The sequence below is a fragment of the Caulobacter sp. GW821-FHT09H08 genome, assembly GCF_059415885.1.
In genome coordinates, this window is record NZ_JBWKOC010000007.1 from 188,869 (window position 1) to 214,136 (window position 25,268).

Sequence of the window (25,268 nt, forward strand, 5' to 3'; positions counted from 1 at the left end):
GCCAAAGTCCAACGTTGTCATAAGAAGACCGTTGGGAGGCCGCGTGCCCAAGAAGACCATCCTCGCCGCCGTCGCGGCGGCGGCGCTGTGCGCGCCCGTCTCCCCCGCCCTGGCGCGTCCGGCCCCGGCCGCTGAAGCCGCCGCGCCCGTCAAGATCGACAAGGCGAGGATCGACAAGGCGCTGAAGGCCATGGTCGACAGCGGCCGCGCCGTCGGCGTCTCGGCCCTGGTCTGGCAGGACGGCAAGGAGCGCTACTTCGGCGCCACGGGCATGGCCGACCGCGAAGGCGGCAAGCCGATGAAGCGCGACACGCTGGTGCAGATCTTCTCGATGACCAAGCCGGTCACCGGCGTGGCGCTGATGCAGCTGTGGGAGCAGGGCAAGTTCGGCCTGGACGATCCGCTATCGCGCTACCTGCCCGCCTTCGCCGACATGAAGGTCATGGACGCCCAGGGCCAGACGCGTCCGGCGTCCCGGCCGATCCTGATCCGCGACATCATGCGCCACACGGCGGGCTTCTCGTACGGGGGCATGGCCACGCCGGCCGACGCGGCCTTCCAGGCCGCCGATCCGCTGAATTCGAAGAACGACCTGACCGAGTTCGGCCGCCGCCTGGCCACCGCGCCCCTGCTGTTCGATCCGGGCGAGCGGTGGAGCTACAGCGCCGCCGTCGACGTCCAGGCCCTGCTGGTCGAGAAGCTCACCGGCCAGACGTTCGAGGCCTATGTGAAGGCCCATGTTCTGGACCCGCTGGGCATGACCCAGAGCGGCTGGACCCAGCCGGAGGCCGCCTTCGCCCGCCTGGCCGCGACCTATAACAAGGGCCCCGACGGCAAGCTGGTCCGCCAGGACGACGTCGAGACTCGCCGCCTGAACTTCGACCCGAGCCGTCGCCTGACGATGGGCGGGGCCGGGATCGTCGCCCCGATCGACGACTACGCTCGCTTCTCGCGCATGCTGCTGAACGAGGGCGAGCTGGACGGGGTGCGGATCCTCAAGCCCTCGACCGTGCGGCTGATGGCTACCGACCACCTGGACGCCCGGGTGACCCAGCGCAGTTGGTTGCCCAGCAAGGGCACGGTGGGCTTCGGCCTCGACTTCACCGTCCGCAAGAGCCAGCCCCAGACCGCGACCGAGAACCGCGGCGCGGTCGGGGAATTCTTCTGGGACGGCCGAGAGACGACCCTCTTCTGGGTCGATCCGGCCAATCACCTGACGGCCGTGTTCTTCGTCCAGACCTTTCCGTTCGATGGCACGTTGCACCACGACTTCCGCGAAGCCGTGTACGGGCCGAACTACCTCGGACCGAAGGGCGACTAGGGCTTAGGTTGGGCGGCGAGGTCCTGAGGTCGCGCCGCGCAGCCCTTCAGGGTCTCGCCGTCGATCCAGACCTCGGCCGTGTAGCCGTAGCGGCGGTCGGACATGCCGTCGGAGCAGTCGCCGGGCGTGAGGCGCAGAACCAGCCGCTGCTCGCCCGTCGAAGCGTCGAATACGCCCTGGTCGCCGTCGGCGCGGGCACCAGGATTCGCGGTGGTCACCTCGGCATGATCGGGTCTCGCCAAGGTCATGCCGCCAGCGCGGACCTTTACGTTCCAGAACGGTTCGGTTCCGACCGCGTCGAAGTCGCCGGAATAGTCCGGTCCCACGGCCACCGGCGCGTCGGCGGGCGGCGGGGCCTGCTCCGTCGAGCCCATCGGCGACTGGCCGCAGGCGGTCAGGAGGAGAGTGGCGGCGATCAGGCTGGGGATACGCATGTCTTTGGCTATCAACTCCTGGCCCGGTGAGGCTAGACTCAGCCGCGATGAATCGGAACGCCCTGCCCACCTTTCTGGAGTTCTTCGCCGGCGGCGGCATGGCCCGCATCGGCCTGGGCGAAAGCTGGGCCTGCGGCTTCGCCAACGACTTCGACGCGGTGAAATCGGCCACCTACCGGGGCAATTTCCCGGACGCCGCTGAGCACTTCCATGAGGGCGACGTCTTCGCTCTGGACGCCGCCGCCCTACCGACGGCCGACTTGGCCTGGGCGTCCAGCCCTTGCCAGGACTTCAGTCTGGCCGGCGCCCGCGCGGGGCTGGCGGGCGGCAAGTCCTCGGCCTTCTTTGGCTTCTGGACCCTGATGAAGGCCCTGTCGGCCCAGGATCGCGCCCCGCCCGTGATCGTGATCGAGAACGTGGTCGGCCTGCTGACCTCGCACCACGGCGACGACTTCACCGCTCTATGCGGCGCGCTGTCGGAGGAGGGTTATCGCTTCGGGGCGATGGAGATCGACGCCAGCGCCTTCGTGCCGCAGTCGCGGCCACGGGTCTTCGTGGTCGCCACCCGCCTGCCGACCGGCGCGCTGGAGGGGCCGAGCGCCTTCCACACCCGCGCCGTGCGCGAGGCGGCGGCTCGGCTGCCCGACGATCTGAAGGAAAACTGGATCTGGTGGGGCGCGCCCTCGCCGCCGGCTCGTAACACTGACCTCGCCGTGGTGCTCGAACCCGACAACGCGGTGACCTGGAACCCGCCGGAACGCACCGAGGCCCTGCTGGCCCTGATGGCCGACAGCCATCGCGAGGCGGTCGAGCTGCGCATCAAGGCCGGCGGCCGGTCTGTCGGGGCGGTGTTTCGGCGGATGCGCGGCGGCGACCAGCGGGCCGAGGTGCGGTTCGACGGCGTCGCCGGCTGTCTGCGCACCCCGCGCGGCGGCTCTTCGCGCCAGACCCTGCTGGTCATCGAGAACGGCCAGGTCCGCTCGCGCCTGGTCACCCCGCGCGAGGGCGCCCGGCTGATGGGCCTGCCCGACAGCTACCAGCTGCCGCGCTCGCAGACGGCGGGCCTGCAGGTGATCGGCGACGGTGTGGCGGTCCCGGTCGTGCGCTGGCTGGCCCAGACCCTGCTGGAGCCGCTTCTCGATAGCAAAACTGCAAGCCTGGCCGCCGAATGACCCCCTGACAGCTGGGTTTTGCAGCGCTAGGGTGACCATGCTTCCCGCAATCCAAGGCTCCAGGTGCTTCGATGGACGACGCTTCCTCCCTCTATGACGCCGCTCGCTTCAAGCGGGCCGGTCGCGGCAAGATTTACGACTCCATCATCGACACGATCGGCGACACGCCGCTGATCCGCCTGCCGCGCCTGTCGGCCGAGCTGAAGCCCAAGGGCGAGGTCCTCGCCAAGCTGGAGTTCTTCAACCCGATCGCCTCGGTGAAGGACCGCATCGGCGCCGCCATGATCGAGTCGCTGGAGGCCCAGGGCATCCTGAAGCCGGGCGCGACCATCGTGGAGCCGACCTCGGGCAACACCGGAATCGCCCTGGCCTTCGTGGCCGCCGCCAAGGGCTACAAGCTGATCCTGGTCATGCCCGAAAGCATGTCGATCGAGCGCCGCAAGATGCTGCTGCTGCTGGGCGCCAAGCTGGAGCTGACTCCGGCCGAGAAGGGCATGCGCGGCGCCGTCGGCCGTGCGCAGGAACTGATCGAGGCCATCCCCGGCGCGGTGATGCCGCAGCAGTTCGAGAACGGCGCCAACCCGCTGGTGCACCGCGTCTCGACCGCCGAGGAGATCTGGAACGACACCGCCGGCGCCGTCGACGCCGTGGTCTCGGGCGTCGGCACCGGCGGCACGATCACCGGCGTCGGCCAGGTGCTGAAGGCCCGCAAGCCATCGCTGAAGATGGTCGCCGTCGAGCCCGAGGCCTCGGCGGTGCTGTCGGGCGGCGCGCCCGGCCCGCACAAGATCCAGGGCATCGGCGCCGGCTTCGTGCCGGGCATCCTGGATCGTGGGATCATCGACGACATCGTCCAGGTCAATAATGACGACGCCTTCGCCATGGCCCGCCGCGCGGCGGCCACCGAAGGTCTGCCCGTCGGCATCAGCTCAGGCGCGGCGCTGACCGCCGCCTTCGACCTGGCCCTGCGCGACGAGTACAAGGGCAAGCTGATCGTGGCGATCATCCCCAGCTTCGCCGAACGCTACCTCTCCACGGCCCTGTTCGAAGGTCTCTAGCTCCCCAGATGGGGCGCTTGCGCATCGGCGTCGTCGGGTGCGGAGTCGGCGGCATGGCCGCCGCCGTCGCGCTCGCGCGCCGAGGCCATGAGGTCACCCTGCTGGAGGCCTTCGCCGCGCCGCGTCCGCTGGGCTCGGGGCTGCTACTGCAGCCGACCGGCCTGGCGGCGCTGAGAGCGCTCGACCTGGACGACGCGATCCGCGCCGCTGGCGCTCGGGTCGATCGGCTGGAGGGCAAGGACACGCGCGGCCGGCGAGTCATGGACCTGGACTATGCCGACTGGCGGCCGGACGCCCACGGCGTCGGCATTCACCGCGCGGTGCTGTTCGACACCCTGCACGACGCCCTGGCCCCGGCCGGGGTCGAGGTGATCACCGACGCCCGGATCGTCCGCATCGAGAACCCGGCGAGGCCCATCCTCCACGACCAGCACGGCCGCGTGTTCGGGCCTTTCGACCTGGCCATCGTCGGCGACGGCTCGGCCTCGACCCTGCGGACGGCGGTTCGCCCCCGTGCGCGGGCGCCGATCTATCCCTGGGGCGCGGTCTGGACCAACGCCACCGACCACGATGGTCGCTTCGCCGGCGCCCTGCGGCAGGTCTATCACCGCGCCGAGACCATGACCGGCGTCCTGCCTGTCGGCCTGGGCGCCGAGGGCGAGACCAACCAGGTCAGCCTGTTCTGGTCCGTACCGGTGAAGGACCTCGACGCCTTCCTGGCCGGCGACTTCGAGGCCTGGCGGCGCGAACGGCTGGGCGTGCTCTGGCCCGAGGCCGCCGCCTTGCTGGAGGGGCGGGAAGCCTGGGAAGGTTTCTCGCGCGCGGTCTATCGCGACGTCTCCGTCGGACGCTGGAACCGCGAGGCCAGCGTCCTGATCGGCGACGCGGCCCACGGCACCAGTCCGCAGCTGGGTCAGGGCGCGAACCTGGCCCTGATGGACGCCGTCGAACTCGCCGCGCGCCTGGACCGGGATCATCGCGCCGTCGCCGTGGCCGTCGCGGGCTGGCAGGCCGACCGGCGGCGGCATACCGGCATCTATCAACTGGTCTCCAAGGCCCTCACGCCGCTGTTCCAGGCCCACGGCGCCTTCTGGCCGTTCGTGCGGGACTGGTTCTTCACGCCGATGTCGCGCTGGCCGGGGCTGAAGCAACTGGGCGTGCTGCTGTTGACGGGAACCCTGCGCCTGGGCCGCTTCCCGCCCGAGACGCGGCCATGACCGACGTCTACGACAAGGCCAAGCGCTCATCGGTCATGGCGCGGGTGAAGAGCAAGGACACGACGCCGGAAAAGGCCCTGCGCCGCATCCTGACCGGCTTGGGCGCGCGCTATCGCCTGCACCGCAAGGACCTGCCCGGCAATCCGGATCTGGTGATGCCCGGCCGCAAGCTGGCCATCTTCGTCCACGGCTGTTTCTGGCACGGACACGACTGCGCCCGGGGCTCGCGGGTGCCCAAGGCCAATCGCGACTACTGGCTGGCCAAGGTGGGCCGCAACGTCGCGCGCGATGAACGCTCGCTTGCCGCCCTAGAGGCGGCCGGCTGGCGGGTCGAGGTGGTCTGGGAGTGCGACTTCAAGGACGAGGCGGCGCTGACGGCGCGGCTTCAGGCCCTGCTGGAGCGGGCCTCGCCGTCATCGGACGCCTCGACGGCAACCTCCGCCAGCACCTGAGCCAGGGCGGTGAACAGCTCGACCGGGTCGATCGGCTTGGCGACGTGGGCGTTCATGCCGGCGGCGGCGCAGGCTTCCCAGTCCTTGGGGGTGGCCGAGGCGGTGACGGCGATCACCGGCGTGTCGCGGTTGGGGCTGGTCCCGGCGCGCAGCACGCGGGTCGTCTCGCGACCGTCCATGCCGGGCATGTAGACGTCCATCAGCACCGCGTCGAAGACCTCCGAGCCCAGGAGCTCCAGGGCCTCTTCGCCGGACTCGGCCAGGGTGGCGTCGACGCCGAAGGGCTGCAGCACCAGCTCGATGGCGCGGCGGTTGACCACGTGGTCGTCGACCACCAGCACCCGCAGGCCAACGATCGACGGACCCTCTTCCTCGGCGCGCGGCGCGGCGGCCGGCTCCAGGGTGGCGGTCAGGGTGAAGTGGGCGCCGTGGCCCGGCGCGCTGCTGGCGACCAGGTCGCCGCCCATCAGCCGGGCCAGTTCGCGCGAGATGGCCAGGCCCAGGCCAGAGCCGCCATGCTGGCGCACGACGGCGGCGTTCAGCTGGTCGAACGGGGTGAACAGGCGCGGCAGGGCGGCTTCCGGGATGCCCTTGCCGGTGTCGATGACGTCGATCGTCAGGATCAGCTGCTCGCCGTCCGGGCGGGCATGCAGGTCGACCGTGACGCCACCGCGGGCGGTGAACTTGATGGCGTTGCTGAGCAGGTTGTTCAGCACCTGCTTGATCCGCATGGCGTCGCCGATCGCCCAGCGGGGCAGGCTGGCCGCGCCGGTGACCCGCAGGCGCAAGCCCTTGCGCGCGGCTTCGGGCCGCCACAGGCGCAGGGTGTCGGCCAGGGTCTGGCGCAGGTTGAAGGGCGTCTTCTCGACCGACATCCGGCCGGCCTCGAGCCGCGAGAAGTCCAGCAGGTCGTTGAGCAGGGTCCGCATCAGCCCGCCGGCGTCGGCGATCAGCTGGGCGTGGACCTTGGAGCTAGCCTCGGGCGCCTCGTTATGCAGGCGGGCGGCGCCGGCCATGATGGCGCTGATGGGCGTGCGAAGCTCGTGGCTGATCATCGCCACGAAGGCCGACTTGGCGGCGACGGCTTCCTCCGCTTCGTGGCGGCGGCGCTCGGCCTCCTCCTTGGCGTCGGCCTCGGCCTTCAGCGCGCCGCGCAGGGTGCGGGCCGCGACGGCGACCGAGGCGATCAGCAGCAGGGCGCCGAACCAGAGGGCGTTGGCCAGGGGCGAACCGGGATTGGCCTGGCGCGCGACGATGGGGATGATCAGCAGGTAGATGACGTGCGGCGCGGCGGCCGACAGGGTCGCGGCGCGCAGGCTGCCATTGACCACCACGACGTTCAGCAGTGCGCCGGCCAGCAGCATGCCACCCAAGGTGGGGGCGAAGCGCTCGTGCGAGGCGAACAGCGGGATCGACAGGAAGCCGAAGATGGCCGAGGTCAGGAACGGGGTGACGGTCGTGGCGATGCGTCGCGAGAGCGGCGCGATGCGTTCCGGATCGGCGACGATGCGGCCCGCCTGCCAGATCTCGAACAGCTGGACGGCGGTGTAGATGGCCGCCCAGATCCAGACCCAGCGCATGCCGATGAACAGATGCAGGATGACGGCGATGGCCAAGGTGGAGCCGAGGCGCAGATATGTGTTGGCGCGTCGCGAGGCGACGGCGCGAGCCACGTCCCTGTCCATCGCATTCGCGCCCATCCGCGCCTTGCCCCCTGGAGACCTCTGAAGGATCTCTCCCACGGCCAGGCTAGCCGCGAAGCGCTAAGAGGAAATGAAAGAACGCCGTCTCGTCAATGGCTTGCGTAAGGCGGGCGTCGAGGCGCCATCGTGCGTGCAAACAGGCGTTTGAGGTCTTTTCGGGAAAGATTTTTCCTCGAGCGGCCCTAGGGGCGTGGTCCGAAGGCGCGATCCAGGTCTTCCGGAGCCACGCCATCGAGCTCCAGGCGTTTCACGCGCGCCGTGTCGCCGGCCGTCAGGCGCACGGCCGAGCGCGGCAATTTCAGGGTCTTGGCCAGGAAGGCGGTGAGCGCGGCGTTGGCCGCGCCGTCGACCGGAGGGCTGGCCACGCGCACCTTCAGATAGGGGCGTCCGTCGGCGTCCAGGGCCCAGCCGTCGACGGCGTCACGGCCGCCGCGCGGCGTCAGCCGGACAGCCAGGGCCTCAGGCAACGAGACGGATCAGGGCGACGTGCAGGGCCGGCAGCAGGATGTTCTTGACACCGAGCAGGACGAGCAGCGCCACGATCGGGCTGATGTCGACGCCGCCCAGCGGCGGGATGAAGCGGCGGAAGGGTCGCAGCAGCGGGTCGTTGATGCGGTCGAGCACGCTGCTGATCTGGTAGACCGCCTGATTGCGGCGATTGATCACCTCGAAAGCGAACAGCCAGCTCATCACGGCCGAGATGATGACCGCCAGCCACAGCAGCCACAGCAGGTTGTCGGCAATGAAGAAGACGAAGTTGATGATCGCGACCATGAGGGTTCCATCCAGAGGCCCACGTTTCTTGCCGCGCTTGGCGTCTGCTTGCAAGGCGCGGTGAGAACCCCGCTTGACGTACGCGCGCGGGGGCCGTATCTCCGCCGCTCCTTGGGGCCGTAGCTCAGATGGTAGAGCGCCTCGTTCGCAATGAGGAGGTCAGGGGTTCGATTCCCCTCGGCTCCACCAAGGACCTCATTTCAAGCACTTAAGTCCATCCCGCGAGCGCTGCTACGTCGCACTGCTACGTGGAGCCGTCATGGCCGTGCTTTCCAACGTCTTCCGACGCGGTCGGATATTCTATTTCCGGGCCAGTGTTCCCGCGCACCTTCAGGTAAAAATTGCCCGAAAGGAGCTTTGGAAATCCCTGAGGACAAGTGACCCGAATAGGGCGCGGCATTTCGGCGCAGAACTCATTTGCTTGACGGAAGCGCTGTGGCGCGATCTGGACCGGGCCATGAGTCCCGATGAAGTTCGATCGCTTATTGGCAGCTGGGTCCATGCGCGTCTGGACGACGACCGTACAGCACGACGTGGAAAGAGCGCCGACGAGATCGCTGCCCACGACGTAGTCCAGCAAGAAGCTTTGGCTCCGGCGGCTGCGGCCAAGCTATTGGGCGACCCATCAATGGCCCAAGCGCTGCTGGATAAGCTGCTGGAGGGTGTCGGTGAGACACTGTCAGGGGCTGACTACGACAGTGCAGTGGCGCAGACCTCGAAGGCCCAGCTTGATCTGCTCAGGGCTGTGGTGCTTCGACGTGAGCGACTTTGGCGGCCGATGCTCGACGCTGATCCAGCTCAGTCGCTATTGGAGTCGTACGAAGCGCCCGGTGTCGCGACGGCTTCGGTCGCGAGCGCCGGTTCCGAGCAGCCGATTTTGGGGTCTCTTCAGAAGATTGCGAAAGAGGCGATCGAAGATCTGGCGCGTTCCGAGGGGTTCGCGCCAAAGCGTGTTGCGGACTCTCGATCGTCCTGATCTCCGCGATGGTGGCGGGCGCGCTATTAGGGTTGGCTTTGGCGTGGGCGGCCAGAAGGGCTCGGACCGCCGCCCGCACGCTCCGGGAGGCCCGCAGACGGGCCAGGGAAGCCCAGATCGGTCGCGACGGTGATGGGGTCTAGTCCAAAGCCTTTCGGGCCTAGAGAAGTCTTAGCGAGGGGCGAGCCTGCGGGATCACGGTGCCATTCGTCGCCGAGCAGCGGGAACGATGGGTCCCTTACCGTCTTCCACGGCTAGAGTTGGCCCACGCTAAACACCGGACACTTCCAGCCCTACTGCAGGGCCGCATTACCGCGTCCAGCGGTTGGTCGCCGACGCTGAATATCGGCCCGGGGGTCGTAGTCACCAATGCCCACCTGCTGGCATCCTATCTTGCCCAGCTCGGCCCCAACGCCTTCGACCTGATGATCGTCGATGAGGCCTATCAGTTGGCTGCCTCTGACTTCATGCCGGTGGCAGATCTGGCGCGACGAGTGCTGATGGTTGGTGACCCGGGTCAGCTCGACCCGGTGAATTCGGCTGACACTAGCAACCTTGAGGCCAGCCCCCACAAGATTCACTGGTCGGCCCCCGCCTACGTCCTAGATCGTTTTTCAAATACCCCGGTCTATTCCCTGCCGGTCACACGCCGCCTACCGCCTTCGACGTCCGGCCTCGTCCAGGCCGCATTCTATCCAGATCTTCCTTTTGAATCAGTCGTCGATGCCGCCGACCGTCGACTTCGTTTCAACATCGCAGGTATGGAACCTGGCATCGATGCCGCATTGGACGCGATCGCCGCCGGCGCGAGCCTCGTGGCGATCACCATCCCGGGCTCCGCACCTGCGCACGAGGAAGCTGATGCTGAGGTTGCGGCGATCATGGCCGGCGTCGCCGATCGCCTGCTGGTCCGGCAAGGAGAGTGGGTGGGGCACCGGCGCCTGACTGAAGCGGACATCGGGTGCATCGATCCTCACGTCATTTCTGGAGGCGCGATCGGCGAGCGTCTTCGCGAACTCGATCGCACCGCGATCCGGATCGAAACTGTGGAGCGCTGGCAAGGCCTCCAGCTTCCCGTCTCGATCGTGCGGCATCCGCTCTCGCGGTCGGGAGCCCCGATCGCGTTCGATCTGGAGGCTGGGCGATGGTGCGTGTCGCTTTCGCGCCATCAAGTGGCATGCGTTGTGGTCGCTAGGGCCTCGGTAACTGACGTGATCGCCAACTATGTCCACGGCTGCGACACCGTCGCGGCCGGTGCCAAGGACGCCACTTGGTCGGGCTTCAACGCCCACCGCACCATTTGGCAAACGCTACTCGATCAGGGACAGGTGTTCACCGTCTAGGGACCGATGGCCCTAACCAGCTCATCCCGCCTTCATGCGCTCGATGTGGTGTGCGAGATCCAGTGCGAAGGCCTCTTCATAGCGCAGGCTGCTCCGGGTCAGGCGACTGTGGAAGCCTGCAGTCGCCTTCGCTGAAAGCGGGCGCGGCTCGCGCTTGAGGAATCCCGATAAATGAAGCGCCTCGGCGGAGACGGGCCACTCAGATGCGGTCGACTTCCCTCGCTGCCCGCCGTGACCCCAGCCGGCAGACGGCCAGCCTCGATCGTTCGGCAAGCCGCCTGACGTCTCGGCTTTCCTAAAGAGAAGGCCGCAGGCGACGATAAGCTGTAGCACTGCTCAAGCGCGCCAGCCTCTGGTTCACGTAGCGTGTTGGCGAAACCACCGTCGGTCATGAGTGGTCCACCTCCTGCTTGGCCCCGGTCAGGTTTGCAGGCCTCAAGCCGCATCTGTCTCGCAAGAAGGATGCGAGCGACAACAGGCGGCTTCCGTCAGCTCGGTAGATGATGTTCCGACTACGTCTTTCCGATCGGATTAGGCCCGCGCGAGCGAGAGTCGCAAGGTGCGTCGACATCGTATTCTGAGGAACAGCCAATCGGTGGGCCACTTCTCCCGCTGCAAGGCCGTCCTCGCCGCTCCTAAGCAACAGCTCGAACGCATCGAGGCGTGTGCTCTGACCCAGAGCTGCCAATGCCTCAATTGTCTCACTTCGATCCATATATCCACGCTAGTAGATATATGGATCGAATTCAATCGATGGCATCACGCGTCAGCATCGTCGTTGAGCGGGGAGCGGCGGCTACCTCATGCAGTCATCCTGAATCCTACGCCACCGTCTTCGAGGGTCGTAAGGTATCGCCACGGACTCTCGGTCTCACGCTTCCGCAACCGCCCCCACGTGGACAGGGTGTGGGTGGCCAAGCCGACAAGAAGGCCGCCGCTCGCCCCAACCAGCGTATGGGCGGTCAGGCCACCGACGAGCGTGCCGGTTCCAGTGGGGCCGCCGACCTCCGCAGTCTTCTCGATGATTTTCTCAAGAAACCTTGCAGGCTCGCTGATCGCGCCGGTCCCAAAGACACTTTTGGCTAGGGTTCCAAAGTTGGCGCGGTCAGCGCGCCATCTGCAGAAGATGTCGTTGATCGTATCGTCGAGCATCTGTTGAAGTCGGCGTGGGTCCTCGGTCGCGACAGGGAAAGCCTTGGCCTCAGCTTCTAGGGCTTGGCGGAAGCGAGCGAAAACGGCGCGCTCATCGCGAAGGGCGGCCATGTCCGCCGCGCGCAGGCTGCTAACGTCGCATCTTTGATAGACGATCACCTCTGCGAGATGACGTGCCCCTCGGGGGCCATTGAGTGGTTCTTGTGTATCCTTTTCGACCTCGATCAGGTCCTCGAAGACGTTTTGCGAACGCGCGCCAATGGCTCTCCCGTGTACTTCGGGAAATTCTGTTACGATCTGCAGGCCTTCGTTTCTCGCGCAGGCCATAGCCAAGGTCGTCATAATCGCGCTCCCCAACCGGGGATTCATCTCGATATAGCCGGCACCATGGGGTTTCTCGGGCCGCCAAGCCAAGCCGACACTTTCGAGGTAGCGGATCAGTCTATAGTTCACCTTGTCTTGGTGCAGCTGGAACGCTGCATCACCATTCGTTCGCATCTCCCAGAGGTCGAGGTTTGAGTCGAGCGGACGAAATCGCTGCAACGAGTCCACGCGGCCAAAGCGGCGCCTCATTCCCTCGGCGTCTTCTTCCATCCTTTCCTCAAGGTCGAGCAACAACCGTTGCTGTGCGCGGATGACCCTCTCAGCATAAATGTCTGCGCGCCTTAGCAATGGCTCAGACCCATTTGCGGCCCAGCAAAACTCCTCGATCTCAGGTGCATCATCGGGCGCATCGTGGAAGGGTGTCATGCGTGCGACGTGGGGAAACAGTAAGAGCGTTCGCTTCAGCCATTCGACATCGCGAATCCGAATGTACGGGTAGTTGAGAGCGTCCATGGTTTCGAGCCGACTATTCGCTGACGTCAAAGCTTCACCATTCTTCGATCGATCCGCAAGTTGATCCGCGCACCAATCTCGCCCCTACGCTGAGTGGCCTGCAGGATCGTTTTTCGAACCGAACCAGCGACAGCCTGTACTGAACCCAGCCATCGCGGCGGTGCCGGCGCGCCGGGCCATCTACAAAGTCGAAATAAGATGCGCCCCTAGCCGCCCCAAACCCGAGCTTGAACTGCTACGGCTAACTGCTACGTTTCGAGCAAAGCAGCCGTTCTCGAACGACTGAAGTGACTGAATAGGCCTTGGATTTTTCCGATGGGTTCGCCTCCCCTCGGCTCCACCAAGGACCTCCCAGACACTCCTGCCTGACCACCGTCCAGCGGTCGATCACGCACGTTCATGCCTTTTCGCGGCCCAGCGTCATCTCGCCGCAGGGGGCGGAATCGCCTGGAGTCGCGACCAGGCTGCGACGACTCGCCACAGTCAAGGTTTACCGGATGGCGCCTCGCCGCGTGGAGGCTGGTCTTCGCCCGATCGAACGTCGGGTGAGCGGGGGCTAGAATGCGCCAGACCAAGACTAACCGGATCGCCCATGGCCTCGCGGCTGGCTCCTTCTTCATCGCAGCGACGCTCATGGCGGTCAGCGCGAAGGCAGAGGAGGGCTCGGCCTTTACCCTGAGCGGCGGCTACAAGGCCGACATCGCCGGCACGGTCAGCGGCGGGCTCGCCAAGCGTGGCCGGGTGCTGGACAATCTTCAGGTCTTCGGCGACCTCGACCTCGACAAGGCCGTCGGCTGGAAGGGCGCGACCGCCCACGTCCAGCTGCTGAACAACAGCGGCGCCATGCCCAACGACGACGCCGGCACCCTGCAGGGCGTCGACAATATCGAGGTCTCGCGCCAGCGCGCCCGCCTGTTTGAGGCGTGGGTCGAGCAGGGCTTCGGCGACAAGGGCTCAGTCAAGGTCGGCCTCTATGACCTCAACAGCGAATTCTACGCCAACGAAAGCGCCGGCCTGCTGCTGGCGCCCGCGTTCGGCATCGGCTCGGAACTGGCGGCCACGGGCCCCAACGGTCCGTCGATCTTCCCGTCCACGGCCCTGGCCGTCCGCGCGCGCTGGACGCCCGTCGAGAGCACCTACGCCCAGGTGGCCGTGCTGAACGCCAATGCCGGCGTGCTGGGCGATCCCGGCGGCGTGCACACCTCGTTCGACAACGGCGTGCTGGTGATCGGCGAGGCCGGCATCGAAGGCCGCGGCAAGATCGCCTTCGGGACGTGGGCCTATTCCGACAAGCAGGACGACCTTCGCGCCGTGACGTCCACGGGCGCTCCGGTCCACAAGACCGCCCGGGGGGCCTATGTGCTGCTGGAGCGCCGGATCAGCGGCGACGAGGACTCGGTCCGCAAGACGACGGCCTTCGCCCGCATCGGCGCGTCGGACGGCGACACGACCTCGTTCAAGGGCGGCTGGCAGGCCGGTGTCCTGATCGAGCACGTCTTCGAAAGCCGTCCCGACAGCAGCTTCTCGGTGGGGGTGAACCAGGCGTTCCTGTCGCGCAAATATCGCGACAACGCCCTGGATCTCGGCCAGCACCTGATCAGCACCGAGAGCGCGATCGAGGTGACCTATTCCGACAAGATCGGCCCGGTCACGATCCAGCCCGACGTGCAGTACGTGCAGCATCCCGGCGCGGACCGAGGCATCGGCCACGCGCTGGTGGCGATCGTCCGGTTTGGGGTGGAGTTCTAGGCCGCAGAAACGGCAATCCCGGCCCCGCGCATAGCGCGCCGAGCCGGGATCACAACAAACTCAAAGCTTCCGGCGGTCCCGGCTCGCGCAAGCGCGTCCGGGATGACAGCCGTTACTGGGCAGCTTCCGCGACGGCTTCGGCGGTGATGCCGAATTCCTTGTAGAGACGCTCGAACGGGGCCGAGGCGCCGAAGCTCTTCATGCCGACGAACTTGCCGTTCTCGCCGATGAAGCGCTCCCAGCCCATCTTGATGCCGGCTTCCACCGCCACGCGCACCGGCGCCTTGCCGATGACCGAGGCCTGGTAGGCGGCGTCCTGCTTGTCGAACAGTTCCCAGCAGGGGGTCGAGACGACGCGGGTCGGCTTGCCCTTGGCCTGCAGGATGTCGCGCGCGGCGACGGCCACGCCGACCTCGGTGCCCGAGGCGAAGATCGTGACTTCCGCCTCGCCGCCCTCGGCCGCCAGCAGCTCGTAGGCGCCCTTGGTCGAAAGATCGCCGGCCGCCGTGCGGACGTGCGGGGTCTTCTGGCGCGACAGGGTCATGACCGACGGCGTGCGCTGCTGTTGCAGGGCGATCTTCCAGCATTCGGCGGCTTCCACCGCGTCGGCCGGACGGAAGACCAGCAGGTTCGGAATGGCGCGCAGGGACGCCACGTGCTCGACTGGCTGGTGGGTCGGACCGTCTTCGCCCAGACCGATGGAGTCGTGGGTCATCACGTGGATGACGCGGGCTTCCATCAGCGCGCCCAGGCGGATCGCGGCGCGGCTGTAGTCGGCGAAGGCCAGGAACGTGCCCGAATAGGGGATCACGCCGCCGTGCAGCGACATGCCGTTCATGGCCGCGGCCATGCCGAACTCGCGCACGCCATAGTGGACGTAGCGGCCGGCGTAGTCGGGCGTGTCGAACGCGCCCATGCCCTTGACCAGGGTGTTGTTCGAGCCGGTCAGGTCGGCCGAGCCGCCGATCATTTCCGGGATGGCCGGGATCAGCTGGTCCAGGGCCGAGCCCGAGTGGACGCGGGTGGCGTTGACCGGCTTGGTCTCCACGGCCTTGGCGATGTGGGCGTCCAGCGCCTCGAAGGCGCCCGCCGGCAGTTCGCCCTTCATGGCGCGGGTGAAGTCGGCGCCCTTGGCCGAGGCGGCGACCTTGGTCTCCCAGGCCTTGCGGACCTTGGCGCCGCGACGGCCGAAGCTCTTCCAGGCCTTGGCGATGTCATCCGGCACCGTGAACGGCGCGGCGTCCCAGCCCATGGCGACGCGCGAGGCGGCGATCTCGTTGTCGAACAGCGTGTAGCCGTGGCTGTGGGGGTCACCTTCTTTCGGACCCGCGCCCTTCGAGATCAGCGTCTTGCACGCGATCATGGTCGGACGGTCCTGCTTGGTCGCCCAGCGCAGGGCGGCGGCGATCTTGCCGTGGTCGTGACCGTCGACGACCTTCACGGCCCAGCCGGCGGCCTTGAAGCGAGCGACCTGGTCGCCGGTCTCCGAGATGGTGGCGACGCCGTCGATGGTGGTGTTGTTGTCGTCGAACAGCACCGTCAGCTTCGAGAGCTTCAGGCGGCCGGCGATGCTGATGGCTTCATGGCTGACGCCTTCCATCAGGCAGCCGTCACCGGCGATCACCCAGGTGCGGTGGTCGACCAGCTCGGCGCCGAAGCGCGAGGCCAGGTGAGCCTCGGCCATGGCCATGCCAACGGCCGTGGCCAGGCCCTGGCCCAGCGGGCCGGTCGTGGTCTCGACGCCGGGGGTGTGGTGGACTTCCGGGTGGCCGGGGGTCAGCGAACCCCACTGACGGAAGTTCTCGATCTCCTTCATCGTCACGGCCTTGAAGCCGGTCAGGTGAAGCAGGGAATAGAGCAGCATCGAGCCGTGGCCGGCCGACAGGACGAAGCGGTCGCGGTCGGCCCAGTCGGGCTTGCTCGCGTCGAACTTCAGGAACTTGCCCCACAGGACGGTCGCCACGTCGGCCATGCCCATCGGCATGCCTTGGTGACCGGACTTGGCCTTGTGCACGGCGTCCATGGAAAGGACGCGGATCGCGTCGGCCATCTTGATGGGCGAAACGGGCATGGAAGTTCCGTCTTGTCTTTGTTTTGCGGGGCTGCGCGAGGGGCGCAGTCGCATGGGAACCCCTGAGGGTCAACCCGCGACACGGGCTTATAATGGCCCCCGAACACAGTCCGTGGGCGCTAGGCAACATCGCCTGGAGGCGCTATAGCTGGAAGCAGACTTATGCTCAGTTTCAGCATAACCCTGAAAGGCCGGTCTCTTGGGTAGTCCGTCGTTCTTCTCGCCGTACCGTCATGGCTTCGTCCGCGTGGCGACCGCCGTTCCCAAGGTGAAGCTGGCCGATCCGGCCGCGAACGCTCAAAGCGTCCTGGCCCTGGCCCGCGAGGCGCATGACGCGGGCGTGGCGGTGATCGTGTTCCCGGAGCTGGGCCTGACCGGCTACACGATCGACGATCTGCTGCAGCAGGACGTGCTCCTGGACGCCGTCGAGGCGGCGGTCGCGACCCTGGCCGAGGCCAGCGCCAAGCTCGCTCCGATGATCGTGGTCGGCGCGCCGCTGCGCGATGGCGGCCGGCTCTACAACACCGCCGTGGCGATCCAGGGCGGCAAGGTGCTGGGCGTCGTGCCCAAGAGCTTCCTGCCCAATTACCGCGAATTCCACGAGCGCCGCTGGTTCACGCCGGGCGCGGGCGTCACGGGCAAGACCCTGATCCTGGCCGGCCAGGACGTTCCGTTCGGGACCGATGTCCTCTTCCGCGCCGACGCCCCGACGCCCTTCACCGTCGGTGTCGAGATCTGCGAGGACGTCTGGACGCCCACGCCGCCCAGCACCGCCCAGGCCATGGCGGGCGCCGAGATCCTGCTGAACCTGTCGGCCAGCAACATCACCATCGGCAAGTCCGAGACCCGCCGGATGCTGTGCGCCAGCCAGTCGTCGCGGATGATCGCAGCCTATGTCTACGCCGCCGCCGGAGCCGGCGAGAGCTCGACGGACCTGGCCTGGGACGGCCATGTCGACATCCACGAGATGGGCGCCCTGCTGGCCGAGAGCCCGCGCTTCTCGACGGGGCCGGCCTGGACCTTCGCCGATGTCGATGTCGACCGCATCCGCCAGGAGCGCATGCGGGTGGTCAGCTTCGGCGACGCCATGGCCCTGAACCCGCCCAAGGTTCCGTTCCGCGTCGCGCCGTTCGCCTTCGAAGCGCCGGCCGGCGATCTCGCCCTGGCCCGCAATGTCGAGCGCTTCCCGTTCACGCCGTCGGATCCGGCCAAGCTGCGGGAGAACTGCTACGAGGCGTACAACATCCAGGTCCAGGGCCTGGCGCGCCGCGTCGAGGCGACCGGATCCAAGAGCCTGGTGATCGGCATTTCGGGCGGCCTGGACTCGACCCACGCTCTGATCGTCGCCGCCAAGGTCATGGACCAGCTGGGTCGGCCGCGCTCGGACATCCTGGCCTACACCCTGCCGGGCTTCGCCACCTCGGACCGCACCAAGTCGAACGCCTGGAAGCTGATGAACGCCATGGGCGTCACGGCCGAGGAGATCGACATCCGTCCGGCCGCCAAGCAGATGCTGGCCGACATGGGCCACCCATTCGCCAAGGGCGAGGCGGTCTATGACGTGACCTTCGAGAACGTCCAGGCCGGCCTGCGCACCGACTACCTGTTCCGCCTGGCCAACCATCACAAGGGCATGGTGGTCGGGACCGGCGACCTGTCGGAACTGGCCCTGGGCTGGTGCACCTACGGCGTCGGCGACCACATGAGCCACTACAATCCCAACTGCGGGGTTCCCAAGACGCTGATCCAGCACCTGATCCGCTTCGTGGCCCACTCGGGCGACGTCGACGCGGGAACGACGGCGCTGCTGGAAGACATCCTGGCCACCGAAATCTCGCCGGAGCTGGTGCCGGGCGAAGAGGTGCAGGCCACCGAGAGCTTCGTCGGCCCGTACGCCCTGCAGGACTTCAATCTCTACTACCTGACCCGCTACGGCATGAGCCCGTCCAAGATCGCCTTCCTGGCCTGGACGGCCTGGCACGATGCGGACAAGGGCGCCTGGCCGGTCGGCCTGCCCGAGGACGCCCGGCGCGCCTACGATCTGGCCGAGATCCGCAAGTGGCTGGAGCTGTTCCTGAAGCGGTTCTTCAACAACCAGTTCAAGCGTTCGGCCATCCCGAACGGGCCGAAGATCTCGTCCGGCGGGGCGCTGTCGCCGCGCGGCGACTGGCGGATGCCGTCGGACGCCTCGGCCGACGCCTGGCTGGCCGAACTGGCGGCGGGGGCGCCGGACCAAGCTTAAGGGCTCGCCCTAAAAAGCTTTGGTTTCTCGCGCGCTCCACGATATCCCCCGGTCAAGCAGGGGTGCTTAGTCAGTCTGGGGTTACTCTTGGCCGCGATCTATCCGGTTATCCTTTGCGGCGGTTCGGGCACGCGTCTCTGGCCCGCCTCGCGCAGCGACCAGCCCAAGCAGTTCCTGAAATTGGTCGGCGACCGCTCGTCCTTCCAAGAGACGGTGCTGCGCGTGCGCGACCTGCCGGGCGTGGCCGAGATCGTCGTGGTCACCGGCGAGGCCATGGTCGGCTTCGTCGCCGAACAGACCGCCGAGATCGAGACCTGGGCCACCATCCTGGTCGAGCCCGAAGCCCGCGACTCCGCCCCCGCCGTGGCCGCCGCCGCCGCCTATGTCCAGGGCCTGGACCCGGACGGTGTGGTGCTGATGCTGGCCGCCGACCACCACGTGGCCGATCCCGAGGTGTTCGGCGAGGCCGCCGTCACCGCCGCCAGGGCGGCCGAGCACGACCTGATCGTCACCTTTGGCGTCAAGCCGACCGTGCCCGCCACCGGTTTCGGCTACATCCGCCCCGGCGCGCCGCTGCTGGACGGCTCGGTGCGCGAGGTCGCCGCCTTCGTCGAGAAGCCCGACCGCGAGACCGCCGAGCGCTACCTGCTGGAAGGCTATCTCTGGAACAGCGGCAACTTCGCCTTCAAGGCCTCGACCCTGCTGGCTGAGTTCGAAGCGTTCGAGCCCTCCGTCGCGGCGGCCGCCAAGGCCTGCGCCGCCAAGCTGGTGCTCGAGGCTGGCGTCGGCCGCCTGGACCGCGAGGCCTTCAGCGGCGCGGCCAAGATCAGCCTCGACTATGCGGTGATGGAGCGGACCAGCAAGGCCGCCGTCGCCCCCGCCGCCTTCGCCTGGTCGGACCTGGGCGCCTGGGACGCGATCTGGGAAGCCTCGGACCGCGACCACGCCGGCAACGCCAGCGACGGCGATGTCGACCTGCACAACGCCTCCAACGTCCTGGTCCGCTCGACCGGCCCCTATGTCGGGGTGATCGGGGTCAGCGACATCGTGGTGGTGGTCGAGCCGGACGCGGTGCTGGTCTGCCATCGCAATGAGAGCCAGGCCGTGAAGGGTCTCGTCGATGGCCTGAAGGCCAAGGGTCGCTCGATCGCCTTGCGCAAGAGCGCCTCGCCGAACGGGACCGAGACCCTGGTCAGCACCGATGGCTTCGACGTCGAGCTGCGACGCGCGCCGGCCGGCGAGACGATCAGCCTGCCGGCCTCGACCGTGCAGGTGCTGGAAGGCGTGATCGAGATGGACGGCGACGTCTACGCGGCCGGTTCGATCATCCCGCTGGAGGCTGACGTCCGCGCCCGCGCGATCGGCGCGGCGACGCTGCTTGTGACCAAGCCGCGATAGTTGACGAAAACCTCGCCCTTCGACGATCTCAGGGTGAGGTCTTCTACTGCGGCGCTGAAATCGTCCTCACCCTGAGCTTGTCGAAGGGCGAGGACGGCTCCGCCGTCATTCAAGCCTTGGCTCTGGCCCCGCTGATGGCGCGGTCCATTTCCAGGATGCCCAGGACGATGTGGTAGAAGGAGCTGGCCGGCGCCGGCTCCTCCACGAAGGTCTCGTTGGCCTGGTATTTGTCGCGCCACAGGCCAGGAACGGGCGTGCGCAGATAGGCCAGAAGGCCCTCGGCCGCGCTCGCCGCCATGTTCCAGTACTTTGCATCGCCCGTGACCTCGGCGGCCAGGACGGCGGCCTTGATGCGTTCGGTCTGCGGCCACAGGCGCGCGCTGTCGTCGTGGATCGAAAGGTCGTCCAGCAAGGCGTTGATCGCCACGCCGCGCGCGAAGTCGGTCCCTTTGGCCTCGGCGGCGTCGATCATCCGCAAGGCCGCCGCCGTGGCGTCGGCGCGGTTCGCCAGCTTGCCCCAGCGCAGCAGCAGCCAGCCCCATTCGAACTGGTGGCCCGGCTCGCAGATGCGGCCCTCGACGCTGGGCGCGGGGTTCCAGTCCAGGTCGTAGAACTCGCGGACCATGCCGGTCTCGGGATGGATGAACCGCGACAACGCCAGCTCGGCGATCTCGTCGGCCAGGGCGCGCCAGGCCGGGTCGCCGTCGATCTCCGCCCAGGCCAGCATGGCCTCGAACAGGTGCATGTGGGGGTTGGACTGCAGCGGCGCGGTCGGCGGGTTCGACTGATGGAAGCCCGCCACCGGATGCTTGCGCTCCGCGACAAGGTTCTCGCGGACGCCCACGGCGATCGCCTTGGCCTCGTCGGCGCGGGCCGGCAGGGCCTTGGCGACGGCGGCCAGGGCGAAGATCGCGAAAGCCTGGTCGTAGAGGTCGGCGGTCTCGTCCAGGCTCTCGCCGCTCGGCCCGACCAGGGTGCGGAACAGGCCGTCGGGACGACGATAGGCCGAAAGGTAGAACGCCAGGCCGTGCTCGACCGCCGCGCGCCAAGGGCCTTCCCAGCCCAGCTCGCCGGCGATGGCGTAGGCGTAGATCTGGCGCGGCAGCACCCGGCCACGACGCGGGCCGTCGATGGCCTGACCCGCCAGGTCGATCTTCTCGAAGAAGCCGCCTTTCACGTGATCGCCGCCGACTTCCCACCACAGCGGATAGGCCGTCGCGGTCGCCCAGGTCTTCAGGCGGTCGCGCAGGCGGGCGGCGTCGGCGAGGGGGCTGCTCATGGGGGTCTTTCTAGGGAGGTTGGACGGGAAGGCCAAGACATCCGGCGCGGGTCGCGGTACTCCTCCCGTCCATGAGCGACGCCGCCGATCTCCCGCTGAAAGCCGTGTTCCTGGACCGGGACGGCGTGCTGAACGTCGACCACGGTTATGTGTTCGATCCGGCCAAGCTGAATTGGATCGACGGCGCCCGCGAGGCCGTGGCCGCGATGACGGCGGCGGGATTGAAGGTGCTTGTCGTCACCAACCAGTCGGGCATCGGCCGGGGCTATTTCGACGAGGTGGCGATGGATCGGTTCCATGCAGTCATGCAGGAGCAACTGGCCGAGCTCGGTGGCCGGATCGACGCCTTCTACCACTCGCCCTACCACGAGACGGCCGTCGTCGAGGCCTACCGCGTCGCCGACCACCCGGACCGCAAGCCCAATCCCGGCATGATCCTGCGGGGTCTTTCCGACTGGAACATCACGCCCGAGGAGGCTGTGATCATCGGCGACCGCCATATCGACGTCGAGGCGGGAAACCGGGCGGGCATTCCCGGTTATCTGTTCAAGGGCGGCAATCTGCGGACCTTCGTCGGCCAGGCCCTCGGCGATCGGGTTCCCGCGCTGAAATGAAGATCCTGCAGTTCGGCAAGACCGGCCAGGTCGCCACGGCGGTCCAGGCGGCCGCCGCGGGCCGTGTTGAAGTCATCGCCCTGTCCCGCGCCGACTGCGATCTCGAAAATACCGAGGCCGTCCGCGCCGCGATCCTGGCCGCAGACTGCGACCTCGTCCTCAACACCGCTGCCTTCACCCACGTCGACCCGGCCGAGGCGCGGCCAGACGAGGCCTTCGCGGTCAACGCCGTCGCGCCGGGCGCCATGGCCGCGGCCTGCGCCGAGCGCGGCCTGCCGTTCGTGCATCTCTCCACCGACGCGGTGTTCGACGGCCTGACCGACCGGCCCTATGTCGAGACCGATGAGGCCCGGCCGCTCAACGTCTACGGCCGCTCGAAGCTGGCCGGTGAGCAGGCGGTGCTGGCCCACCCGCGCACCACGGTGTTGCGGATCTCGTGGGTCTTCTCCCGCTACGGCCGAAACTATGTGAGCTTCATGCTGCGCCTGGCCCGCGAGCGCGAGGTGCTGGAGATCGTCGCCGACCAGTTCGGCACGCCGACCGACGGCGAGGCCTTGGCCGATTTCCTGATCGCCACCGCGCCGCGCTGGGCCGCCGCCTCGGCGGACGATCCCGCCTTCGGCCTCTTCCACTTCGCCAATACCGGCGAGACCAGTCGTTTCGACTTCGCCAAGGCCGCCATCGACCGCGACCCGCTGACCAGGGCGCGCCTGGAGCCGACCACCCAGGCCGCCTTCGCCGAGCCCGCCCCGCGTCCGCCGCGCTCGCCGCTAGGCACCGGCAAGCTGCAAAGCGTCTTCGGCTTCACGCCTGAACCCTGGCGCACGGCGGTCGAGCGCACCGCCGATCGGCTCGTGGCGGCCGGTTTCCAGGCCTAGGCGCTGGCGTCGCTGGCCCGCTCGCGATAAACCAGCGCCCAACTTTCCCATAAAATACAGCGCAAGAGACCCATGCAGATCTTCCTCGACAGCACCGACACCAAGGTCATCGCCGATCTGGCCTCGACCGGCCTGATCGACGGCGTCACCACCAACCCGACCCTGATCGCCAAGTCGGGCCGTCCGATGCTGGAAGTGATCGCCGAGATCTGTGACATCGTCCCGGGTCCGATCAGCGCCGAAGTGGCCGCCACCACGGCCGACGCCATGATCGCCGAGGGGCAGAAGCTGGCCAAGATCGCCCCGAACGTGGTGGTCAAGATCCCGCTGACCCGCGATGGCCTGATCGCCTGCGCCGCCTTCGCCGACGAAGAGATCAAGACCAACGTCACCCTGTGCTTCTCGCCGACCCAGGCCCTGCTGGCCGCCAAGGCCGGCGCGACCTACATCTCGCCGTTCATCGGCCGCCTGGACGACTATGGCTTCGACGGCATGGACCTGATCCGCGACATCCGCGCGATCTATGACAACTACGGCTACGAGACCGAAATCCTGGCCGCTTCGGTGCGTAACGCCGCCCATGTCAAGGAAGCCGCGATCATCGGCGCCGACGTCGTGACGATCCCGCCGGCCGTGTTCGCGGAACTCTACAAGCACCCGCTGACCGACAAGGGCCTGGAGCAGTTCCTGAAGGACTGGGCCTCGACGGGCCAATCGATCCTCTAGGACGACTTCAAGCGCTCCGGACGGCCCGTGCGCCGTCCGGAGGCCTTTCAACTGATCACAGTTTATTTCGCAATGGCGAAGCTGGTTCGCAAATGCGAGTTCGTGCGTTAAAGGTGGTCCGTCCACTGAGGGCCACGCACATGGCGCTGACGACCGCAGAAACCGAAGTCCGTCTGGCCGGTCCCGAAGAGGCCGACCGGTTCTCGCGATTCCTGCACGGCTTCCTGTCCGCCAACGGCTTCCCGTTCGTCATCGTGCACGACACACCCGAGCTGCTGGGCCAGCTGCGCAAGGTGGTGTTCGAGGACGTCTGCCTCAGCCGCAAGTTCGCCAGCGAGTGGCTGAGCCAGCGCGGAACGGCGGGCGCGGCCTAAGGCCTCTTCCCTTATTCCAAGAACAGCGCCTACCTAGGGGAAATCGTTTCACCCTGCAGCGGAGCTGCGCCATGAACGACCCCAAATCCGGCCTTCCTGCAATGGCTGGTTCTGCCCTCGACCTAATCGGCCGCACCCCGATGGTCGAGATCAAGCGCCTCGACACCGGCCCCTGCCGTCTCTTCCTCAAGCTGGAAAGCCAGAACCCCGGCGGTTCGATCAAGGACCGCGTCGCCCGGTCGATGATCGAAGCCGCCGAAGCCGACGGCCGGTTGAAGCCCGGCGGCACCATCATCGAGGCCACCGCCGGCAATACGGGTCTGGGCCTGGCCCAGGTGGCCACCCTCAAGGGCTACAAGCTGATCCTGATCGTCCCCGACAAGATGGCGCGGGAGAAGATCCTGCACCTGCGGGCCATGGGCGTGGACGTGCGGCTCACGCGCAGCGACGTCGGCAAGGGCCACCCGGAATACTACCAGGACATGGCCCAGACCCTGGCCCAGTCGATCCCCGGATCGCTCTACGCCAACCAGTTCGAGAACCCGGCCAATCCGCTGGCCCACGAGAAGACCACCGGTCCCGAAATCCTGGCGCAGATGGACGGCGACATCGACGCCATCGTCGTCGGCGTCGGCTCGGGCGGCACCCTGACCGGTGTCGGCCGCTACATGAAGGCCAATTCGCCGAAGACCAGGATGGTCCTGGCCGACCCGGTCGGCTCGATCCTGCGCGACTATGTCGAGACCGGGACGTTCGGCGAGGCCGGGTCATGGATCGTCGAGGGCATCGGCGAGGACTTCATCCCCGACAACGCCCAGATGGACCTGGTGTCCAAGGCCTATTCGATCAGCGACCGCGAGAGCGTCGAGACCGCCCGCGAGCTGCTGCAGAAGGAAGGCGTCCTGGCCGGCTCGTCGTCGGGCTGCCTGCTGGCGGCGGCGTTGAAATACTGCCGTGAGCAGACCGAGCCGAAGCGGGTCGTGACGCTCGTCTGCGATACGGGCTCGAAGTACCTGACCAAGATGTTCAACGACCTGTGGCTGGCCGCGCATGGTTTCGACGGGCGCGAGATCCACGGCGACCTGCGCGACCTGATCGCCAAGCGCTACGCCGACGGCGGGGTGATCGCCATCGGACCCGACGACACCCTGATGACCGCCTACAACCGCATGCGCTCGTCCGACATCAGCCAGCTGCCGGTTGTCGATCACGGCCGCCTCGTGGGCATCCTCGACGAGAGCGACATCCTGGCCGTCGTCGAGGGCGCTGACGACCATCGCGAGGGGCGCTTCAAGACCCCCGTCGGCGAAGCCATGACCCGCGAGGTGAAGACCCTGCAGGCCCACCAGTCGGTCGACGCCTTGCCCGAGGTGTTCGATCGCGACGAGGTGGCCCTTGTGGTCGACGGGGAGGAGTTCCTAGGTGTGATCACCCGGGTTGATCTGATCAATCACCTGCGGATGAGCGCCTGAACGCGGCGCTACAACAACCTCTCTCC

At 67.5% G+C, this 25,268-nt stretch carries 23 protein-coding genes and 1 tRNA gene; 16 read left to right on the forward strand and 8 right to left on the reverse strand.

Translation table 11 applies throughout. The features are described 5' to 3' along the window. The first annotated feature begins 43 nt into the window (after nucleotides 1-43). On the forward strand, nucleotides 44-1,321 hold the full coding sequence (locus tag AC07NN_RS23335) for a serine hydrolase domain-containing protein (RefSeq protein ID WP_494646205.1): 1,278 nt from the start codon (nucleotides 44-46) through the stop codon (nucleotides 1,319-1,321). On the opposite strand, the gene AC07NN_RS23340 is transcribed toward AC07NN_RS23335, so the two are convergent. Then, entirely contained in the window at nucleotides 1,318-1,755 is a 438-nt protein-coding gene (locus tag AC07NN_RS23340; protein WP_494646206.1) for a COG3650 family protein, read from the reverse strand. The two genes, AC07NN_RS23335 and AC07NN_RS23340, sit on opposite strands and share 4 nt — an antisense overlap. 47 nt (nucleotides 1,756-1,802) lie before the next feature. Between AC07NN_RS23340 and AC07NN_RS23345 the strand changes: the two genes are divergently transcribed. From AC07NN_RS23345 to AC07NN_RS23360, 4 genes are all read left to right on the forward strand, one after another. Further along, the gene (locus tag AC07NN_RS23345) at nucleotides 1,803-2,927 is read left to right on the forward strand and encodes a DNA cytosine methyltransferase (RefSeq protein WP_494646207.1); all 1,125 of its coding nucleotides are present in this window, start codon (nucleotides 1,803-1,805) and stop codon (nucleotides 2,925-2,927) included. A gap of 71 nt (nucleotides 2,928-2,998) precedes the next feature. Further along, nucleotides 2,999-3,985, forward strand: coding sequence for a cysteine synthase A (gene cysK / locus AC07NN_RS23350; protein WP_494646208.1), 987 nt, complete (start codon nucleotides 2,999-3,001; stop codon nucleotides 3,983-3,985). Between the two features lie 8 nt (nucleotides 3,986-3,993). Further along, complete coding sequence (locus AC07NN_RS23355) at nucleotides 3,994-5,202, forward strand: FAD-dependent oxidoreductase (RefSeq protein ID WP_494646209.1); 1,209 nt, start codon at nucleotides 3,994-3,996, stop codon at nucleotides 5,200-5,202. Continuing rightward, the gene (locus AC07NN_RS23360) at nucleotides 5,199-5,654 is read left to right on the forward strand and encodes a very short patch repair endonuclease (RefSeq protein ID WP_494646210.1); all 456 of its coding nucleotides are present in this window, start codon (nucleotides 5,199-5,201) and stop codon (nucleotides 5,652-5,654) included. Before AC07NN_RS23355 ends, AC07NN_RS23360 begins: the two co-directional genes overlap by 4 nt. Here the strand turns inward: AC07NN_RS23360 and AC07NN_RS23365 are convergent. The 3 genes from AC07NN_RS23365 to AC07NN_RS23375 form a co-directional block, all read right to left on the reverse strand. Next, nucleotides 5,588-7,354, reverse strand: a complete 1,767-nt coding sequence (locus tag AC07NN_RS23365; protein WP_494646211.1) for an ATP-binding protein — start codon at nucleotides 7,352-7,354, stop codon at nucleotides 5,588-5,590. The two genes, AC07NN_RS23360 and AC07NN_RS23365, sit on opposite strands and share 67 nt — an antisense overlap. A 185-nt stretch (nucleotides 7,355-7,539) precedes the next feature. After that, nucleotides 7,540-7,824 carry a DUF167 family protein gene (locus AC07NN_RS23370; protein WP_494646212.1) on the reverse strand — a complete coding sequence of 95 codons (285 nt, stop codon included), beginning with the start codon at nucleotides 7,822-7,824 and terminating at the stop codon, nucleotides 7,540-7,542. Then, a complete protein-coding gene (locus AC07NN_RS23375; protein WP_494646213.1) occupies nucleotides 7,817-8,131 on the reverse strand; it encodes a YggT family protein in 315 nt (104 codons plus the stop codon). Before AC07NN_RS23375 ends, AC07NN_RS23370 begins: the two co-directional genes overlap by 8 nt. Nucleotides 8,132-8,244: 113 nt before the next feature. On the opposite strand from AC07NN_RS23375, the gene AC07NN_RS23380 reads away from it, so the two are divergent. The 3 genes from AC07NN_RS23380 (at nucleotide 8,245) to AC07NN_RS23390 (ending at nucleotide 10,450) form a co-directional block, all read left to right on the forward strand. Beyond that, nucleotides 8,245-8,320, forward strand: a tRNA-Ala gene (locus AC07NN_RS23380). A gap of 70 nt (nucleotides 8,321-8,390) precedes the next feature. Then, entirely contained in the window at nucleotides 8,391-9,107 is a 717-nt protein-coding gene (locus AC07NN_RS23385; RefSeq protein ID WP_494646214.1) for a DUF6538 domain-containing protein, read from the forward strand. A gap of 200 nt (nucleotides 9,108-9,307) precedes the next feature. Further along, the gene (locus AC07NN_RS23390) at nucleotides 9,308-10,450 is read left to right on the forward strand and encodes an AAA domain-containing protein (protein WP_494646215.1); all 1,143 of its coding nucleotides are present in this window, start codon (nucleotides 9,308-9,310) and stop codon (nucleotides 10,448-10,450) included. 388 nt (nucleotides 10,451-10,838) lie between these two features. Here AC07NN_RS23390 and AC07NN_RS23395 read toward each other — a convergent pair whose 3' ends face one another. Both AC07NN_RS23395 and AC07NN_RS23400 read right to left on the reverse strand, forming a co-directional pair. After that, entirely contained in the window at nucleotides 10,839-11,165 is a 327-nt protein-coding gene (locus tag AC07NN_RS23395; protein ID WP_494646216.1) for an ArsR/SmtB family transcription factor, read from the reverse strand. Nucleotides 11,166-11,251: 86 nt separating this feature from the next. Beyond that, on the reverse strand, nucleotides 11,252-12,439 hold the full coding sequence (locus tag AC07NN_RS23400) for a hypothetical protein (RefSeq protein ID WP_494646217.1): 1,188 nt from the start codon (nucleotides 12,437-12,439) through the stop codon (nucleotides 11,252-11,254). Between the two features lie 561 nt (nucleotides 12,440-13,000). On the opposite strand from AC07NN_RS23400, the gene AC07NN_RS23405 reads away from it, so the two are divergent. Beyond that, nucleotides 13,001-14,188: a carbohydrate porin gene (locus AC07NN_RS23405; protein ID WP_494646218.1), complete on the forward strand. Its 1,188-nt coding sequence runs from the start codon at nucleotides 13,001-13,003 to the stop codon at nucleotides 14,186-14,188. Between the two features lie 112 nt (nucleotides 14,189-14,300). Here AC07NN_RS23405 and tkt read toward each other — a convergent pair whose 3' ends face one another. Further along, nucleotides 14,301-16,259: a transketolase gene (gene tkt / locus AC07NN_RS23410; protein ID WP_494646219.1), complete on the reverse strand. Its 1,959-nt coding sequence runs from the start codon at nucleotides 16,257-16,259 to the stop codon at nucleotides 14,301-14,303. A gap of 199 nt (nucleotides 16,260-16,458) precedes the next feature. Between tkt and AC07NN_RS23415 the strand changes: the two genes are divergently transcribed. Together AC07NN_RS23415 and AC07NN_RS23420 are read left to right on the forward strand one after the other, a co-directional pair. After that, nucleotides 16,459-18,501, forward strand: coding sequence for an NAD(+) synthase (locus AC07NN_RS23415; RefSeq protein WP_494646220.1), 2,043 nt, complete (start codon nucleotides 16,459-16,461; stop codon nucleotides 18,499-18,501). An 87-nt stretch (nucleotides 18,502-18,588) separates the two neighbouring features. Further along, on the forward strand, nucleotides 18,589-19,899 hold the full coding sequence (locus tag AC07NN_RS23420) for a mannose-1-phosphate guanylyltransferase/mannose-6-phosphate isomerase (RefSeq protein WP_494646221.1): 1,311 nt from the start codon (nucleotides 18,589-18,591) through the stop codon (nucleotides 19,897-19,899). Nucleotides 19,900-20,008: 109 nt separating this feature from the next. Here the strand turns inward: AC07NN_RS23420 and AC07NN_RS23425 are convergent, their stop codons facing one another. Further along, nucleotides 20,009-21,178 (reverse strand): AGE family epimerase/isomerase, encoded by a 1,170-nt coding sequence (locus AC07NN_RS23425; protein ID WP_494646222.1) that lies wholly within the window; start codon nucleotides 21,176-21,178, stop codon nucleotides 20,009-20,011. Nucleotides 21,179-21,249: 71 nt separating this feature from the next. Here AC07NN_RS23425 and AC07NN_RS23430 point away from each other — a divergent pair, with 71 nt between their 5' ends. The 5 genes from AC07NN_RS23430 to AC07NN_RS23450 all read left to right on the forward strand — a co-directional run bounded on the left by AC07NN_RS23430 (nucleotide 21,250) and on the right by AC07NN_RS23450 (nucleotide 25,242). Beyond that, nucleotides 21,250-21,792, forward strand: coding sequence for a D-glycero-alpha-D-manno-heptose-1,7-bisphosphate 7-phosphatase (locus AC07NN_RS23430; RefSeq protein WP_494646223.1), 543 nt, complete (start codon nucleotides 21,250-21,252; stop codon nucleotides 21,790-21,792). Continuing rightward, a complete protein-coding gene (gene rfbD, locus AC07NN_RS23435) occupies nucleotides 21,789-22,670 on the forward strand; it encodes a dTDP-4-dehydrorhamnose reductase (protein WP_494646224.1) in 882 nt (293 codons plus the stop codon). Before AC07NN_RS23430 ends, rfbD begins: the two co-directional genes overlap by 4 nt. 72 nt (nucleotides 22,671-22,742) lie before the next feature. Beyond that, entirely contained in the window at nucleotides 22,743-23,396 is a 654-nt protein-coding gene (gene fsa / locus AC07NN_RS23440; RefSeq protein WP_492816370.1) for a fructose-6-phosphate aldolase, read from the forward strand. A 140-nt stretch (nucleotides 23,397-23,536) separates the two neighbouring features. Then, on the forward strand, nucleotides 23,537-23,770 hold the full coding sequence (locus AC07NN_RS23445; RefSeq protein WP_494646225.1) for a hypothetical protein: 234 nt from the start codon (nucleotides 23,537-23,539) through the stop codon (nucleotides 23,768-23,770). 71 nt (nucleotides 23,771-23,841) lie between these two features. Continuing rightward, nucleotides 23,842-25,242 (forward strand): pyridoxal-phosphate dependent enzyme, encoded by a 1,401-nt coding sequence (locus tag AC07NN_RS23450; RefSeq protein WP_494646226.1) that lies wholly within the window; start codon nucleotides 23,842-23,844, stop codon nucleotides 25,240-25,242. Nucleotides 25,243-25,268 lie beyond the last annotated feature (26 nt).

Excerpts from the sequence above, each read along its gene's own strand:
- fsa (WP_492816370.1), top strand. The coding sequence starts at position 22,743 with ATGCAGATCTTCCTCGACAGCACCGACACCAAGGTCATCGCCGATCTG.
- AC07NN_RS23355 (WP_494646209.1), top strand. The coding sequence starts at position 3,994 with ATGGGGCGCTTGCGCATCGGCGTCGTCGGGTGCGGAGTCGGCGGCATG.
- AC07NN_RS23375 (WP_494646213.1), bottom strand. The coding sequence starts at position 8,131 with ATGGTCGCGATCATCAACTTCGTCTTCTTCATTGCCGACAACCTGCTG.
- cysK (WP_494646208.1), top strand. The coding sequence starts at position 2,999 with ATGGACGACGCTTCCTCCCTCTATGACGCCGCTCGCTTCAAGCGGGCC.
- rfbD (WP_494646224.1), top strand. The coding sequence starts at position 21,789 with ATGAAGATCCTGCAGTTCGGCAAGACCGGCCAGGTCGCCACGGCGGTC.
- AC07NN_RS23365 (WP_494646211.1), bottom strand. The coding sequence starts at position 7,354 with ATGGGCGCGAATGCGATGGACAGGGACGTGGCTCGCGCCGTCGCCTCG.
- tkt (WP_494646219.1), bottom strand. The coding sequence starts at position 16,259 with ATGCCCGTTTCGCCCATCAAGATGGCCGACGCGATCCGCGTCCTTTCC.
- AC07NN_RS23425 (WP_494646222.1), bottom strand. The coding sequence starts at position 21,178 with ATGAGCAGCCCCCTCGCCGACGCCGCCCGCCTGCGCGACCGCCTGAAG.
- AC07NN_RS23385 (WP_494646214.1), top strand. The coding sequence starts at position 8,391 with ATGGCCGTGCTTTCCAACGTCTTCCGACGCGGTCGGATATTCTATTTC.
- AC07NN_RS23360 (WP_494646210.1), top strand. The coding sequence starts at position 5,199 with ATGACCGACGTCTACGACAAGGCCAAGCGCTCATCGGTCATGGCGCGG.
- AC07NN_RS23445 (WP_494646225.1), top strand. The coding sequence starts at position 23,537 with ATGGCGCTGACGACCGCAGAAACCGAAGTCCGTCTGGCCGGTCCCGAA.
- AC07NN_RS23405 (WP_494646218.1), top strand. The coding sequence starts at position 13,001 with ATGCGCCAGACCAAGACTAACCGGATCGCCCATGGCCTCGCGGCTGGC.
- AC07NN_RS23400 (WP_494646217.1), bottom strand. The coding sequence starts at position 12,439 with ATGGACGCTCTCAACTACCCGTACATTCGGATTCGCGATGTCGAATGG.
- AC07NN_RS23450 (WP_494646226.1), top strand. The coding sequence starts at position 23,842 with ATGAACGACCCCAAATCCGGCCTTCCTGCAATGGCTGGTTCTGCCCTC.
- AC07NN_RS23430 (WP_494646223.1), top strand. The coding sequence starts at position 21,250 with ATGAGCGACGCCGCCGATCTCCCGCTGAAAGCCGTGTTCCTGGACCGG.
- AC07NN_RS23345 (WP_494646207.1), top strand. The coding sequence starts at position 1,803 with ATGAATCGGAACGCCCTGCCCACCTTTCTGGAGTTCTTCGCCGGCGGC.
- AC07NN_RS23395 (WP_494646216.1), bottom strand. The coding sequence starts at position 11,165 with ATGGATCGAAGTGAGACAATTGAGGCATTGGCAGCTCTGGGTCAGAGC.
- AC07NN_RS23340 (WP_494646206.1), bottom strand. The coding sequence starts at position 1,755 with ATGCGTATCCCCAGCCTGATCGCCGCCACTCTCCTCCTGACCGCCTGC.